Origin of the sequence: Pseudomonas sp. MUP55 (genome assembly GCF_034043515.1) — a bacterium.
GTDB lineage: Bacteria > Pseudomonadota > Gammaproteobacteria > Pseudomonadales > Pseudomonadaceae > Aquipseudomonas.
Genome location: NZ_CP138214.1, coordinates 3,561,708 through 3,576,857, shown reverse-complemented (window position 1 = coordinate 3,576,857; position 15,150 = coordinate 3,561,708). Strand labels below are relative to the sequence as shown.

Annotated in this window: 13 protein-coding genes; 7 read left to right on the top strand and 6 right to left on the bottom strand. The window is 62.3% G+C overall.

Going from position 1 to position 15,150, the window contains the following annotated elements; genetic code table 11:
- The first annotated feature begins 2 nt into the window (after positions 1 to 2).
- From SC318_RS16030 to SC318_RS16020, 3 genes are all read left to right on the top strand, one after another.
- Entirely contained in the window at positions 3 to 770 is a 768-nt protein-coding gene (locus tag SC318_RS16030) for an ABC transporter ATP-binding protein (protein WP_320427581.1), read from the top strand.
- Positions 771 to 782: 12 nt separating this feature from the next.
- Positions 783 to 2,177 (top strand): FAD/NAD(P)-binding protein, encoded by a 1,395-nt coding sequence (locus tag SC318_RS16025; protein WP_320427580.1) that lies wholly within the window; start codon positions 783 to 785, stop codon positions 2,175 to 2,177.
- Between the two features lie 287 nt (positions 2,178 to 2,464).
- Complete coding sequence (locus SC318_RS16020) at positions 2,465 to 3,397, top strand: IS110 family transposase (RefSeq protein ID WP_320427579.1); 933 nt, start codon at positions 2,465 to 2,467, stop codon at positions 3,395 to 3,397.
- Between the two features lie 477 nt (positions 3,398 to 3,874).
- On the opposite strand, the gene SC318_RS16015 is transcribed toward SC318_RS16020, so the two are convergent.
- From SC318_RS16015 to SC318_RS16000, 4 genes are read right to left on the bottom strand one after another with little or no spacing between them, the layout of a single operon-like run.
- The gene (locus tag SC318_RS16015) at positions 3,875 to 5,122 is read right to left on the bottom strand and encodes an efflux RND transporter periplasmic adaptor subunit (RefSeq protein WP_320427578.1); all 1,248 of its coding nucleotides are present in this window, start codon (positions 5,120 to 5,122) and stop codon (positions 3,875 to 3,877) included.
- Positions 5,112 to 6,590: a TolC family protein gene (locus SC318_RS16010; protein WP_320427577.1), complete on the bottom strand. Its 1,479-nt coding sequence runs from the start codon at positions 6,588 to 6,590 to the stop codon at positions 5,112 to 5,114. Before SC318_RS16010 ends, SC318_RS16015 begins: the two co-directional genes overlap by 11 nt.
- On the bottom strand, positions 6,583 to 7,782 hold the full coding sequence (locus SC318_RS16005) for an ABC transporter permease (protein ID WP_320427576.1): 1,200 nt from the start codon (positions 7,780 to 7,782) through the stop codon (positions 6,583 to 6,585). Before SC318_RS16005 ends, SC318_RS16010 begins: the two co-directional genes overlap by 8 nt.
- A complete protein-coding gene (locus SC318_RS16000; protein ID WP_320427575.1) occupies positions 7,779 to 8,486 on the bottom strand; it encodes an ABC transporter ATP-binding protein in 708 nt (235 codons plus the stop codon). Before SC318_RS16000 ends, SC318_RS16005 begins: the two co-directional genes overlap by 4 nt.
- Before the next feature lie 356 nt (positions 8,487 to 8,842).
- Between SC318_RS16000 and SC318_RS15995 the strand changes: the two genes are divergently transcribed.
- Positions 8,843 to 9,574 carry a TetR/AcrR family transcriptional regulator gene (locus tag SC318_RS15995; protein ID WP_306493484.1) on the top strand — a complete coding sequence of 244 codons (732 nt, stop codon included), beginning with the start codon at positions 8,843 to 8,845 and terminating at the stop codon, positions 9,572 to 9,574.
- 31 nt (positions 9,575 to 9,605) lie between these two features.
- Positions 9,606 to 9,773, top strand: a complete 168-nt coding sequence (locus SC318_RS15990) for a hypothetical protein (protein ID WP_320427574.1) — start codon at positions 9,606 to 9,608, stop codon at positions 9,771 to 9,773.
- 104 nt (positions 9,774 to 9,877) lie between these two features.
- Here SC318_RS15990 and SC318_RS15985 read toward each other — a convergent pair whose 3' ends face one another.
- Positions 9,878 to 10,939: an FUSC family protein gene (locus SC318_RS15985; RefSeq protein WP_320427573.1), complete on the bottom strand. Its 1,062-nt coding sequence runs from the start codon at positions 10,937 to 10,939 to the stop codon at positions 9,878 to 9,880.
- 91 nt (positions 10,940 to 11,030) lie between these two features.
- A complete protein-coding gene (locus SC318_RS15980; RefSeq protein ID WP_320427572.1) occupies positions 11,031 to 12,647 on the bottom strand; it encodes an NADP-dependent glyceraldehyde-3-phosphate dehydrogenase in 1,617 nt (538 codons plus the stop codon).
- A gap of 138 nt (positions 12,648 to 12,785) precedes the next feature.
- Here SC318_RS15980 and SC318_RS15975 point away from each other — a divergent pair, with 138 nt between their 5' ends.
- Together SC318_RS15975 and SC318_RS15970 are read left to right on the top strand one after the other, a co-directional pair.
- Positions 12,786 to 13,667 (top strand): Dyp-type peroxidase, encoded by an 882-nt coding sequence (locus tag SC318_RS15975; protein ID WP_320427571.1) that lies wholly within the window; start codon positions 12,786 to 12,788, stop codon positions 13,665 to 13,667.
- Positions 13,668 to 13,775: 108 nt separating this feature from the next.
- Positions 13,776 to 15,149 (top strand): MFS transporter, encoded by a 1,374-nt coding sequence (locus SC318_RS15970; RefSeq protein ID WP_320427570.1) that lies wholly within the window; start codon positions 13,776 to 13,778, stop codon positions 15,147 to 15,149.
- Position 15,150 lies beyond the last annotated feature (1 nt).

The following is a 15,150-nucleotide window of genomic DNA, read 5'->3' as shown; positions in this document are numbered from 1 at the left end:
CCATGAGCCAGCCTGCCACGCAGCCAGGGCGCGAGTCTTTGCTGACGGTCGACGACATCGAGGTGATCTATGACGGTGCGATCCTGGCGGTGGCCGGGGTGTCGCTGAGTGTGCCCAAAGGCGCAATCGTGGCGCTGCTCGGCGCCAATGGCGCCGGCAAGAGCACCACGCTCAAGGCCATTTCCGGGCTGGTGCGCGCCGAACGTGCCGAAGTCAGCCGTGGCCTGATCGAATACGCCGGCCACGACCTGGCCGGCGTAGACCCCAGCCAGCGCGTGCACCAGGGCATGGTGCATGTGCTGGAAGGCCGGCATGTGTTCGGCCAGCTCACCGTCGAAGACAACCTGCGCAGCGGCGGCTTTGTGCGGCGCTTGAGTCGCAAGGAGCTGGCCCACGATCTGGAGCGCATCTACACCTGGTTCCCCAGGCTCAAGACCAAGCGCCACACCCGCGCCGGGCTGACTTCCGGCGGCGAACAGCAAATGGTCGCCATTGGCCGGGCCCTGATGACCCGGCCGGCCCTGGTGCTGCTCGATGAGCCTTCGATGGGGCTGGCACCGATGATCGTGCAGGAGATTTTCGCGATCATCGCGCAGCTCAACCGCGAGCAGCAGGTGAGCTTTTTGATCGCTGAGCAGAATATCAACGTCGCGCTCACCTATGCGTCCCAGGGCTACGTGCTGGATACTGGGCGGGTGGTGCTGAGTGGCAGCGCCGCCGAGTTGTTGGCGCGAGGTGATTTGCATGACATCTATCTGGGTAAGCGTTAAGGGCGGACGTGCATGAGTGAATCCATCCGCAACGCTGATGTACTGATCGTCGGCGGCGGCCTGAGCGGCACGATGCTGGCGGTGCAACTGCTGCGCCTGCCAGGCCGGCGGCGCATCCTGGTGATCGAACCGCGCGCGGAACTGGGGCGTGGCGAGGCCTATAGCGCGGTCGAGCTGGGCCACACCTTGAACGGCAATGCGGCGCGCATGAGTGTCGACCCGGACAACCCCGATGACCTGACCCAATGGCTCACCGACTACATCGGCGCCGGGGGCTGGCCGCAGGCGGCGCAACAGCCGGTGCCCGTCAGCGAACTGTTCCCGCCACGCGGGATGTTTGGCCTGTACGCACAGCAGCGCCTGGCTGAGGCCAAGGCGCTGTCGGCTTCCACGGTGGAGCATGTTCGCGCAGAAGTGGTCGACTTGCAGGTCGATGCTGCCGGCACCCTGGTGTCCCTGGACAGCGGCGAGCGCCTGCGTGGCGCCTTTGCCGTATTGGCCACCGGCATGTTCCCGGCGGCCCGCACGCCGCAGACCGAATCCAGCGGTCTTAACGCTGCGGCGCTGGACCCGTGGGACGTGCAGGCCATGACCCGGCTCGACCCGCATGCGACCGTGCTGATCATCGGCTCCGGGCTGACCATGGTGGATGCCGTGGTGTCGCTGGAACAGGCCGGGCATCGTGGGCCGATCGAGGTGTTCTCGCGCCATGGTCTGTTGCCCCATGTGCGCCGCCAGCCGCCGAGCTGGGACGACTTTCTTGGCGCTGATCCCGCGCTGCGCAGCCCTCGGCAACTGGTGCGCGAAGTGCGGCGTCAATGCCGTATCGCGCTGGACCAGGACGTCGATTGGCAGGCGCCGCTGGACACGGTCCGGGTGCACATCGCCAGGTTGTGGAGCCAGGCCAGCGAGCGCGAAAAGCGCCAGTTCGTGCGGCATGTGCGGCCGTGGTGGGAAAGCCACCACCACCGTTCGCCGCCGTTGAGTGCGCAGTTGGTGGAACGCTTGCACGGCGAAGGGCGCTTGCAGATACGGGCGGCCTCGTTCAAGGGCCTGGTGCCGTCGGCCAGCGGCGTGACGATTGGCTTGCGCCATCGCGGCGAGCAGACCGTGACGCACGTGTCCGGCGCGGCGCTGATCAACTCCAGCGGCATCGAATACGACTGGCGCCGCGTGGCCCGGCCACTGCCGCAGCAACTGCTCAAACGCGGGTTGATCCAGCCTGGGCCGCTGGCGCTGGGGATTGCAGCGGATGCCTCTGGCGCCGTGCGGGATGCCCAAGGCCAGGTGAGTGAGCGGCTGTTCGCCATGGGCCCGCCGTTGCGGGGGATGTGGTGGGAGAGTACCGCCGTCACGGATGTGGCAATCCAGGCCAAGGCACTGGCCTTGAAACTGACACAAATCTAATGGGGGGCTTGCCTCCGATAAGGGTGTATCAGCCAATACACCTGTAACTGACCCACCGCCATCGGGGGCAAGCCCCCTTGTGTCTTGAGCCAGGATTAGACTGAGGGTGAGAGCGGTGAGTAGCAAGCTGAATGCCCCGAGTGCTTAAAGCACGTGTGGGAGCCCACGCTGCTACTCACCTCTCCGCTCTGGACATGAGCCCGAACAGTTGAACGAGCCCACCTCGAACAGTTACAAGCGTGGGCCAAGCCAGAGCGCTCTCACATTAAGTGTAAGAGGATTTGGCTATGTTTTCCTATCCAGCAGGTATTGATGTTTCCAAGGACAGCCTTGAGGCTCGAGTTAATCAGGTTGACGTTGGGGTAAATTGCGCTAACGCCGAAGAAGATTTCCCTGGGTTGATTGGGTGGCTATTGCTTCACCAGGTTGGTCGCGTGGTATTGGAGGCTACTGGCGGTTATGAGCGCAAAGTCATGAAGGCGCTTCAGGCTGCGGGCCTTGATGTCATCTGCATCAATCCGCACCGAGCCAAGAGTTTTTCCAGGGCGATGGGCAAACAAGCCAAAACCGACCCGATAGACGCAAAGTCTCTTGCGCACTATGCAGCTGTTCTAGACTCGCCAAGCGCCCGAGTTACAAGCCCGGAGCACGATAAGCTGCGCGCGTTGGTCCAGCAGCGGGAGCATTTTGTTCAGCAAAGAGATGACGACAGACGACGCCTGAAAACAGCTTCCTGCGATGCGGTAAAGCCTGCATTACAGAACCATATCGACTATTTGACCGTGGCAGTGGAGGCGATAGATCAACTGATTCGTCAAAGTGCGAACGAGTTAGATAGCGAAAAGGTGGCTCGACTGTGTTCAGTCAAAGGAATCGGGCTGGTTACTGCCACCAGTCTTATGGCTTACCTGCCTGAGCTGGGAGAGATTGGAGGGCGCCCTATCGCGGCACTAGCGGGCCTCGCTCCGTACAACAACGACAGCGGAAGGCATAAAGGTGCACGCCATATTAGTGGCGGAAGGTTTTCAGCCCGTCGCTCACTTTACATGGCCTGTTGGGTGGTTATCCGTGACCAGCCAGAATTCGGGACTCGATATAAGGCGCTACGTGATAAAGGGAAATGCGCCAAAGTCGCGTTGATCGCCTGTATGCGCGTTTTGTTGGTACGTCTGAACGCGATGCTGCGTGACCGCACTGAATGGAAAGAGCGCACCGATTAGCTCGGTAGCAGCAATTTCCTTCAGCATTGCACGGCCTAAGCTGTGGGAGCTTTGCTGCCTATGAAAATGACTTCTGAATTGAATCCAATAAGACAGTTGCTCCCACATTTTGGACTGGGTTGGGTCAGGCGGTGGAAGGTTGTGCATGATTGAAGGTGGCTGCATAAATAAATGCCTCGAAACAATGATGATCCCTGTGGGAGGGGGCTTGCCCCCGATGAAGGTATATCAGCCACTGCCCCTGTGACTGACCCACCGCCATCGAAGGCAAGCCCCTGCCACATTTTTGGACCGGGTTGGGTCAGGCAGTCTGCAGGTTGTGCATGATCGACGGTGGCTGCATAAATAAATGCCTCGTAACAATGATGATCCCCTGTGGGAGGGGGCTTGCCCCCGATGAAGGCATATCAGCCACTGCACCTGTGACTGACCCACCGCCATCGGGGGGCAAGCCCCCTCCCACAGGTTGATCGGCGTTTATCTTGAGGTATTTACAAACCCGGGCTTGAGGCCGAACACCTCGACGCCCTGCGGCGTCGATTGCCCGGTGGTCACCTTCACCCGCTCCACCGGCTGGTCCATCGCCGCCCGGTACTCGACGGTGTTGTCCGCCCGGATCGCCTCGCTCGGTACCACGATCGCCTGCGCATTGCTGTACGTCACAATGGTCAACCGTGCGCTCATCCCCAGGCGCACCCGCTGTAACTGCTGCGGGGTGAGTGTGGGGATTGCCAACGTTACTGGAAACTGCGCGCTGCCCTGGCTGTCGTTGGCGATGGCCAGGCCGCTGACGACGCTGACCGACCCCGTCAGCCGCTCACCGTCGAACCCGTCCCCCATGACTTCCACGGCCTGGCCTTGATGCAGTTGGTTGATGTCCAACTCAGAGACCCTGGCGACGATTTTCAAGCGTTCGATATTGGCCAGGCCGAACAGCACCTGGCCCTGGCTGACCTTGCTGCCAGCCTGGACCGGTGCGTTGTTATTGCCGCCGCCTGCGGACGAGGTGCTGATGCCGGGGGCCGGGACCACGATGCCGGAGAAGGGCGCCTTGACCTCTTTGCCTTCGAGCAGCGTGTGCAGGGCATCATATTTCACCGTGGCGTTGGTCAACTCCATATCGGCGATCTGCCGGTATTCGCCCTTGCCCTGGTCCAGCGCCTGTTGCAGTTCACTGCGCGCCGCTGCCAGGTCCAGCTGTTGCTGCTGGGCCTGTTGCTTGAGGTCGTCGAGTTCGTTGCGCGGGATGATGCCGCGCTTGAACAGGTTTTCGCTTTCGGTGAGTTTGCGCTGGGTGTTACCGGCGCTCATCTCTGCGGTGCGCAAGCTGCGCCGGGCCCGGGTGACGGCGGCGCTGCTGTCCCAGTCCTGCATTTCCTGCACGGTGCGCCGGGCCTTGAGTTGGGCGGAGAGGGCCTCGCGCAGTTGCACTTCGAGGGTGGCCGGGTCCATGCGCAGCAGCACCTGCCCGGCCTCGACGCGCTGGCCTTGCTCGACCAGGTTCGCCAGTACATTGCCGTCGAATGGCGCGGTGAGCGTGACGGTGGTGTCGGGCTCGATCTTGCCGACCAGGCCGATCTGGTGCACCAGCGGGTCGGTCTTCACCGCCAGCCAGTGTTCACCGGCGCTGGCCGGGCCTTGCGCCGGGCCGCGCAAGGCCAATCCTGCGCCGGCCATCAGCACGATCAACACAGCACCCAGCAGGCGTTTGCGATTAGTAGTCATTGAGGGCGATTTCCCAGCTTTCCAGGGTCATGCCCAGCGTCAAGTCCAGCTGGGTCTGAGCGTTCAAATAAGCGATCAGCGCATTGAGCCGCGCGTTTTCGGCGTTGCGCAGGTCCGTCTCGAAGCTCAGCACCTGAAAGTTGGTGGAGCGCCCGGCGCTGAGTTTTTCCCGTTCGATCTCGATCTTGCGCCGCGACAGCTCCACGGCACGCTGGGAGATTTCGTATTGGCGCCAGCGGGTGCCGAGGTCGCGCACCACGTCGTTGACGTTGCGTTCCAGCTCCTGGCGGGCGTCGGTGATGCGGATCTCCTGGTCCTCGACATTCACCCGCGCGCGAACTTCGGCCTGGCGCGTGCTGATGTCACCGATGGGGATCTGCACCTGTACCCCGGCGTAGCTGTCCCAGGTACGGTTATTGGTACGGCCGTTGTCGCTGTCAAAGGCATCGCGCACCTGGTTTGCACCGGCCACCAGGTCCACTTGCCAACGCCCGGAGTCCTTGGCGATCACCAGGTTCAGGTCGGCTTGCTGGCTGCCCAGCAGGGCGGCGAGGTATTCCGGTTGCTGGGTTTGCGCCAGGTTGAACGCCTGGCGCCTGTCGATTTCCATGGGCCTGGCCTCCAGGGCTTCGGTGGCGCGAATCGGCGTGGACAGGTCCAGGGCCAGCAGGCGCAGGAGGGCAAGGCGACTGGTATCCAGTTGGTTCTGCGCTTCCTCCACGCCCAATTGCTGGGTGGCGATATCGGCTTCGGTCTGCACGATCTCGAACTCGGCCATGCGTCCGGCGCTGATCAACGCCCTGTTCACCTCCAGCAGCGTAGTGGAACGCTTGAGCGCTTCCTGCACGATCGACTGTTGCTCCTGGGCCCGCAGTAACTCGCGGTAGGTCGCGATGATCTGGCTGATGGTCTGCGCCACGGTGGCTTTGAGGTTGAGGCGGTTGGCCTGTTCCGCCAGGCGCGACAGGCGCAGCGGCGCCGTGGTGGCGTCCCAGCCGGCGCCGCGCATCAGCGGCTGGATGACGGCCAGGTCAAGGCCGTCGCTGCGGTAACGGCCGGCGCGGTTGGCGTTGTTCAGTTGCTGGGTCCAGGCCATGCTCAGGCGGGTGCCGTACTCGCCGAGCAGGCTGGTGGACGGTGCCAGGTTGGCGTTGCGCGCGCTGTCCTGGGAGCCTCGGGTGCCGCGGTAGTAACTGTTGAGGGTGAGCTTAGGGTTGAACACGTCTTCGGCGACCCGCAGGTCGAACTTTTGCGCCACGCGCTGCAGGTAAGCGCTGCGGATCGCCGGGTTGTTGCGCAGGCCCAGGTACACCGCGTCGCCCAGGGTCAACGTTGTCGCCTGGGCGTTCAGCGATACGCCCCGGTCATAGCCGCTGCGGGTGGTGCTCGGCGCCGAAGGTGTGACGACCACGTCAGCCGCCATGGCGGGCAGGCCGATCAGCGCCAGCAGCAGTAGCCATCTATTCATCGCGCAGGGCCTCCACCGGTTGCAGGCGTGAGGCCGAGACCGCCGGGTAGATGCCAAAGAACAGACCCACCAGCAACGTGCTGCCGACGCCCAGGGGCAGGGCGGCCACCGCCAGGGAAAAGGCCCAGCCCGACAGCCACGCGTAGAACCAGGCGGCGGTCATGCCCAATACCGCGCCGCACAGCGCGCCGACGGCGGTCAGGGTGACGGCTTCGAGCAGGAACAGGTTGCGGATATCCCGCTGGCGCGCGCCCAGGGCCATGCGGATGCCGATCTCGCGGCGACGCTGCGAAACGTTCATCAGCATCACATTCATCACCCCGACACCGCCGCCTATCAGCGAAATCGCGCCGAGGGCCAGCAGCAGATAGGCGAAGGTGCGGCTTTGGCGGGTCATGCCGTCGATCATCTGCTGGGGCACCGTGATGTCGACATTGTGCTCGGTCAGTTGCGGTTGCAGCGCAGCGGCGGCGTCCCGGGCCACGCGTTCCATGTCTTGCCCAGGCTGGGCGCGGATGATCACGTTGTTGATCTGCGGGCTGGCGAAGATGCGCCGCATGCCTTCGGCAGGCATGAACAGCGATTCATTGGCTTGCACCGGCATCAGCATGGCCCGGGGCTGGTTATGCAGGATGCCGACGATCAGGAACAGGTAGTCGTTGATGCGCACGCGATCACCCAGCTTGAGCGGATCGCCGGGTGCGCCGAGGGCCTGGGCGACCTGGTCGCCGATCACTCCATAGGTTTCGCTGGCATCGAAGGCTGACAGCAATCGCCCCTCGCGCACCACCAGACGCATGGCGGCCTGCACATCCGAGGTGCTGCCGACGAAGTTTGCATTGGCGGTGCGGCCATGGAACACAATGGGCCCGCTGAACAAGCTGAGCGCGCCGATATGGGCAATGCCTGGCACGGCCTGGCGCACCGAGCCCAAGTCGAGTTGGGTACGCATCGGGACGTTGCTGGTGCCCTTGGGCGGGAACTGAACGACCAGGATGTCGGTGCCCATGTCCTTGAATATCATCGCGGCGTCGGTTGCGGCGTTATGGCCGATATTGATCAGCGCCACCACCGACGAACTGCCGATCACGATGCCCAGCAGGGCCAGCACCGAGCGTTTGCCCAGGGTGCGCAGGCTGATGAACGCTTCATGCAGCAGTTGGCTCAGGCTCTGCTCGACCCGCAGGCTCATGGGCGCAGGTCCTCGTGCACCACACCGTTGCGCACCAGGATCTTGCGCTCCAGCCGCTCGGCGATCTGCGCGTCGTGGGTGACGATGATCAGCGTTACCTGCTGCTCGCGATTGAGCGCCAGCAGCAGGTTCATGATGTCCTGTGCGGTGCTGCTGTCGAGGTTGCCGGTGGGTTCGTCGGCGAGGATCACCGAGGGTTTGCCGACCAATGCACGGGCAATGGCGACCCGTTGGCGCTGGCCACCGGAAAGGTCGGCGGGGCGGTGGTGGGCACGCTCGGCCAGGCCGACCTGCTCGAGCATGCGCAAGGCCTGCTCCACCGATTCGTGACGAGACACGCCGCGATAGCTCAGGGGCAGTGCGACGTTGTCGAGGGCGCTGAGGCGCGGCAACAGGTTGAAACTCTGAAACACGAAACCGATCTGCTGGTTGCGCAGTGCCGCCAGTTCGTCGGGCGTGGCGTTGAAAATGTCGTGGCCGGCAAAGTGGTACTGGCCACAGTCGGGCAAATCCAGCAGGCCGAGGATATTGAGCAGGGTGCTTTTGCCGGAACCGGATGCACCGAGGATGCCGCAGCTCTCGCCGCTGGCAATCGACAGGCACACATCATTGAGAATGGACAGGCGCTGCCCGGCAAGCTGATAGCTTTTGCCGATGCCGTGCAGGGAAACCAAGCTGTGGTGCGCGGGGGTCTCTGTCATCATGACTACGCCTGCAGTCTCGACGGTGCTGGGCTGCCCTGTAAATCTTTGTAACAACTTGGGGGGCTGCCGGTGCCCGTTACGGACTGGTTTTATTTCTTGTTTTTAAAAAATTGTTTGAATAGTAACCGCGTTCAAACGGCTTCGCCAGCGGTGGATTTAGAGCGGTTTGAGGCGTTGAAATGCCGTGTGCCCAGACGCCGCGGGGCGCGCAAACCAATGTTGGCGACCTTCTATGTTGCTGTAGGCAAAAGCTTTCAAGACTATGCCACCGTGTCATTGCTTGCTTTCGAACGAAGGCCCCGGTATAAAAAATCAAATAATTTTTTTAAACAATATTTCCCACCCGTGGAACCCTTATGGTCGCGAAGAAACTCAGCGCTCCAAACATCACCAAGACTCGACTGCTGGATGCGACAGAGGCTCTCTTTATCAAGTACGGATATGACGCGGTTTTATTACGGCAGATTACCGAGCGCGCCCAGGTCAACCTGGCTGCGGTGAACTATCACTTCGGGGACAAGGATTCCCTGATGAAAACCCTGCTGATGCAGCGCCTCGAACCGCTCAATGAGCAGCGTCTGGAGTTGCTGGCGCGTTGTGAAGCCGAGGCCAGCGGCCCGCTCGATTGCGATACGCTGTTGGGCGTACTGTTCGCCCCGGCCATGGGCCTGGAGCGCAGTGACCCCGCCAGTGGGGAAGGGCGTTCATTCATCCGGTTTCTCGGTCGTGTGTACAGCGACACCTCGCCGTTTATCCAGGAATACCTCAAGGTGCATTACCAGCCGGTGTTCCAGCGCTTTTTCGAAGCCTTTGCCCTGGCGCTGCCGGATTTGCCGCGCAATGAATTGGGCGTGCGCCTGCAATTTGCCCTCAAGGCGATTTCCGGGGTGATGGCTGGCACTGAATTGCGCCTGCTGATGAATTCCATGAGCCTGGGCCGCCCGGCCACGGATGCCGAAGTGATGGCCAAGCTCATTACCCTGGTATCGGCGGCCATCCGCGTGCCGCAGCAGAGCGCAGAGGCTGAGACGGCTTTGGCCAAAGTGCTGGAGACCCAGCGCGCGATTCGTGAGCAGGCCACACGCTGAAGCCAAACCCCAAACCCCTGTAGGAGCGAGCTTGCTCGCGAAAAACGTCAACGATAACGCGGGCATTCTGGTGAGCCGCGCCGCTATTACGTTCTTCGCGAGCAAGCTCGCTCCTACAAAGGCGGGGCGTTTTCCAGCGCCAGAAAGCAGGCAAAAAAAAGCCCGCTGGGGCGGCGGGCTTGATATGCAACGTTTGTAACGGATGAGGCTTCACACTACGTTCCGGCTTGTGAATAAAGCGTGAAAAATATGTAAGAGAAAGTGTGAATGCATTAAATCAAGCAAACTTATTCAACGGTCACACTAAATCTTCCAGCGGGGTGCGCTTTTCGCCAGGCGCTGACGCATCTGGTCCACGTTAGCCGCCAGCTGTACGGTCAATAAGCGATAGCCATCCAGCGCGCTGTATACGGGGGCGTCCAGCGAGGTTGGCGGGCTGCTGGCGTTATGCGGGCGTTCCAGACGCTCGGTGACGCCTGATTTCAACGCCCGTGCCATCCCCACCAGTTGAACCCGAATCTGCCGGTGCTCGGCCTTGAGCATCACACGCATCCTTGCCGTGGACTGCTCGTCCCGCGGGTCCGGGCGGGTATTGCCAAGAATCTCCAGCGTGCTGATGCACATGCGCAGGTGGCGCTGGAGTTTGTCCAGCTCGGTCATTGAGATGCGCACTTCCTTGGACACCGACGGCATCAGCGAACGCAGTTGCAGCATCGCCGCGTTCAAGCGGTTGAGCAGTTTGAGGTGTTCATCGTCGGTGACCGATTGGCCATTGATGATCCGGCCATAGATCGCCGCACAATCGCGTAGGGCGCTCGCCAGGTTGTAGCGCCACGAATACACCGCGTACAGCGGCAGGGCGAAGGAAAACGCCAGGGCCAGCGCGATGCCGATCAGGATGTCGACGGTGCGCCACAACCCGTCCGAAATCGGGTTGTCACCGTGCCCAGCAACAATGAATACCGTGATCGCCGACAGCAGTGCGATATAGCCGCCCTTGCCGATGGCGTGGTAGGAAAAAAAACCGCATACCGCCGACATCAGCAGATACGTCAGCAGCGGCATGCCTAGCCAGGCATGTTGAACCACCACCAACAAACCCACGCTGGCACCGATCAACGTGCCGTAGGCGCGTTCCACGGCTTTCTTGCCGATATTGCCGTGATGTTGCAAACCGCCGATCACAATCAGCATGGTCACCGACGCCCACTCACCGTGGGGCAGGTTGATACCGGTGGTCAGCAGAATCGTCGCCAGCAGGCCAATGGACACGCGCACGGCGTGGATCAGCTTGGCATGGCGATAGCGCCGGTACGGGTCGAGCAGCGGACGCAGCAGGCGCCGTGCGAAGAGGGGCAGGTTCATCGGTATTGAGGTGTCCTCCGGTAGTGGCGCTGCAATATGAAGGCGGGAGCGAGCACGCCCGCTCGCTCCCCCTGTTCACTTAGCTGAGTGTTTAAAAGATGTAGTCGGTGCTGATGAAGTTCGAGTCACGGTTGCGCAGGATGTCACCGAGCAACGCCTTGTTGTTCTCCTGGAACTTGGTCGCCACCAGGGTGCGGATCGAGAACACGCGCAGGGCGTCATGTACCGACAACGTACCCTCGGCCGAGTTCTTGCGCCCGTTGAAGGGGAAGGTATCCGGCCCGCGCTGGCATTGGGCATTGATATTGATCCGGCCGACCTGGTTGGCGAAGGTGTCCACCAGGCGTCCGATTTCCCCGGCGTTGGTGCCGAACAGGCTCAATTGCTGGCCGAAGTCCGAGTCCAGTACGTAGTCGATCACTGTCTGCAGGTCACGGTAGGGCACGATCGGCACCACGGGGCCGAACTGTTCCTCATGGTACACGCGCATCTGCGGGTTTACCGGGTACAACACAGCCGGGTAGAAGAATGACCCCAGGCTGGTGCCGCCATCGGGGTTCACTACGTTGGCGCCATGCTGTGCGGCATCGGCCACCAGGTCGTTGAGGTAGTCCACCTTGCCCACTTCCGGCAGCGGAGTCAGCGCCACCCCGTCTTCCCACGGCATGCCGGGTTTCAATGTCGCCAGCCTTGCGTTGAATTTTTCGATGAACTGGTCAGCCACTGCCTCGTGCACAAACAGGATTTTCAACGCGGTGCAACGCTGGCCATTGAACGACAACGAGCCGGTGAGCGCTTCGCTGACCGCGTTGTCCAGGTCGACCTCGGGCAGCACGATGCCGGGGTTTTTCGCATCCAGGCCCAATGCGGCGCGCAGGCGGTGCGGTTTTGGATGCAGCTTCTTCAGGTCGCTGGCCGCCTTGTTGGTGCCGATAAACGCAAAGATGTCGATCTTGCCGCTGGCCATCAGCGCGCTGACCGTTTCGCGGCCGCTGCCGTAGATCACGTTGATCACCCCGGCCGGGAAGCTGTCGCGGAACGCCTCCAGCAACGGGCGGATCAACAGCACACCGAGCTTGGCCGGCTTGAACACCACAGTGTTGCCCATGATCAGCGCCGGGATCAGCGTGGTGAAGGTCTCGTTCAACGGGTAGTTGTACGGCCCCATGCACAGCGCCACGCCCATCGGCACGCGGCGGATTTGCCCCAGGGTGTCCTGCTCCAGCTCGAAGCGGCTGCCACGGCGGTCAAGTTCCTTGAGGGCGTTGATGGTGTCGATGATGTAGTCACAGGTGCGGTCGAACTCTTTCTGCGAGTCCTTGAGGTTCTTGCCGATCTCCCACATCAGCAGCTTGACCACCGCATCGCGCTGTTCGCGCATGCGCCGCAAAAAGGCTTCCACGTGCAGGATGCGGTCAGCCACGCGCATGGTCGGCCATACGCCCTGGCCCCGGTCATACGCGCGCACCGCGGCGTCGAGGGCAGTAAGGGCGGTCTCGGCGTCCAGCAGCGGTGTGCTGCCGATGTACACGCGTTCGTCGCCAAGTTGCACCGGGCTTTGAATGCGCGCCAACGGGCCATTCCACACCCGTAGCTGGCCGTCGACCAGGTAATCACGCTGTTCAATCGGCTCCCCGAGGCGAAAGGCCTCGGGAATGTCGGCGGTGGAGGCGGGAAACAGTTGGGCGAGCAGGTTACGGGTGGTCATGTCACTACTCCTGGAATAGTTGCAAAACATGACTAGAGAGTCACCCATACACGGGCTCTGTGGCAAGGCTTGCGCGCTTTGCACTGCGCATTCCAGGCGCTTCGGGATAAACTGCGCGGCTTTCTTGAAGGAGTTCACATGAGTCAGTACCAGCCGGGCATTCTTGCCGCACCGGTGCCGTTGCAGGCACGCCATCTGTTTTTTGCCATTGAGTCCACAGGCGCCTTGCCCGCTGCGCTGGACGCGCTGGTGCAACTGACGGATTCAGCGGCGGTGGTCGGTTTCGGTGAGCCGCTGGTAAAGGCGCTGGGTGCCGACATCGCTGGGTTGCGGGCCTTCCCTGCGGTCAGCGGCCCGGGCGCGCATAACCCGTCGACCCAGCAGGCGTTGTGGGTATGGCTGCATGGCGTGGACCGTGGTGAATTGCTGCTGCGCAGCCGCGCATTCGAAAAAGCCCTGGCGCCGGCGTTGCACCTGGTGCAATCGACCGAAGGCTTTCGCTACAAGACCGGTTTCGACCTGACCGACTACGAAGACGGCACCGAAAACCCCCATGACGACGCAGCCGTGGAGGCGGCCCTGACCGACAGCGGCGCCAGCTTCGCCGCCATCCAGCAGTGGCAGCACGACCTCGACGGTTTCGCTGCGTTACCAGCCCAGGAGCGCGACCACATCATCGGCCGTCGCCATGGCGACAACGAAGAAATCGACGACGCCCCCGAATTTGCCCACACCAAGCGCACCGCCCAGGAAAGCTTCACACCGGAAGCCTTCGTGGTGCGTCGTTCAATGCCATGGGCCGAAAACGGCCAGGCGGGGCTGATGTTTCTGGCGTTCGGGCACTCCTTCGATGCGTTCGAAGCGCAACTGCGGCGCATGAGCGGGCTGGAAGACGGGGTTGTCGATGGCTTGTATCGCATCAGTACGCCGTTGACCGGTGGCTACTACTGGTGCCCGCCATTGAAACAAGGGCATCTGGACCTGAGCGCGATCACGCTGGCCAAGCCGATTCAACGGTAACCGGCTGTCCCTTGCGAACATGAAAAAATCGACAGCCACGCCAATGGCCGCTGAAAAAAATCCGCACTGGCCGTAATCTAGGCGCCTTGCCACCTGTGCGGATTGTTCATGTCTCTTGTTGCCGATGGGCTGCCCCTCAATAAACGCTTGCCGGCCGTGATTGCCCTCTCTCTGGGGATCGGCATGGCAACGCTGGACACCGCGATCGTCAATACCGCCTTGCCGACGCTGGCCGACGGGATTGGCACTGACTCGGCTTCGGTGATCTGGGTGGTCAACGCCTACCAACTGGCGATTGTCGCCACGGTGCTGCCGTTTGCTTCGCTCAGCGATGTGCTGGGACATCGTCGCGTTTATCTGGGCGGATTGCTGCTGTTTATTGTCTCGTCGCTGTTGTGCGGGCTGGCCGGTTCTCTGCTGACGCTTACCGCCGCACGGGTGGCGCAGGGCCTGGGCGCGGCGGCGCTGATGAGCGTCAATACCGCGCTGCTGCGGCATATCTACCCGGCAAAAATGCTCGGGCGTGGCCTGGGCTATAACTCGCTGGTGGTGGGGCTGGCGTTCACGTTGGGCCCCACCGCCGCATCGGCAATCCTCTCGGTGGCCACTTGGCATTGGCTGTACCTGATCAACGTGCCGTTGGGGTTGATGGCCCTGGGCCTGGGCCTGCGTTCGTTACCCACGCTGCCCATCACCTGGCACGCCTTCGACCGGTTGGCAGCGCTGCTGTGTGCAGGTCTGTTCGCCTTGCTGGTGCTGGGGTTGGGCGCCGCTGTGCATGGCGCGCAAGGCGCGCTGACCTTGGGGCTGATCGGGCTGGCGCTGGTGTTTGGCGCGTTGCTGCTGCGCCGCGAGGCCGGGCACCCGGCGCCGATGCTGGCGGTGGATTTGTTCAAGCGCCCGGTGTTTGCATTGTCTTCGCTGACGGCGATCTGCGCCTTCAGCGCCCAAGGCCTGGCTTTCGTAGCGTTGCCGTTTCTGTTGCAGTCGACGTTGGGCCACAGCCAAGTGGAGACCGGCTTTCTGATGACGCCTTGGCCGGCCGTGGTGGCGGTCATGGCCTTGATTGCAGGGCGTTTGGCTGATCGGGTTTCGTTGGGCCTGCTGTGCGGCATCGGCCTGTTGATGCTCAGCGTTGGCATGGCCGCGCTCGCGACCCTGGGCAACGACGCCTCGGCCTTCGAGATTGGCTGGCGCATGGCCTTGTGTGGCGCCGGCTTCGGCTTCTTCCAGTCGCCCAACCTCAAGGCCCTGATGACCAGTGCGCCGTTGGCGCGCAGCGGCGGGGCCAGTGGCATCGTGGCGATCTCGCGGTTGCTGGGGCAGACCCTCGGTGCCTCGTTGGTGGCCTTGTGTTTTCATCTATTTGTCGACAGCGGCCCGCAGTACGCGCTGTGGCTGGGGTGCGTGTTCGCGCTGGTAGGGGCTGTCGCCAGTGGGCTGCGTTTACTGCCTTATCAACGCAGCGTGGAATCCTTGTAAA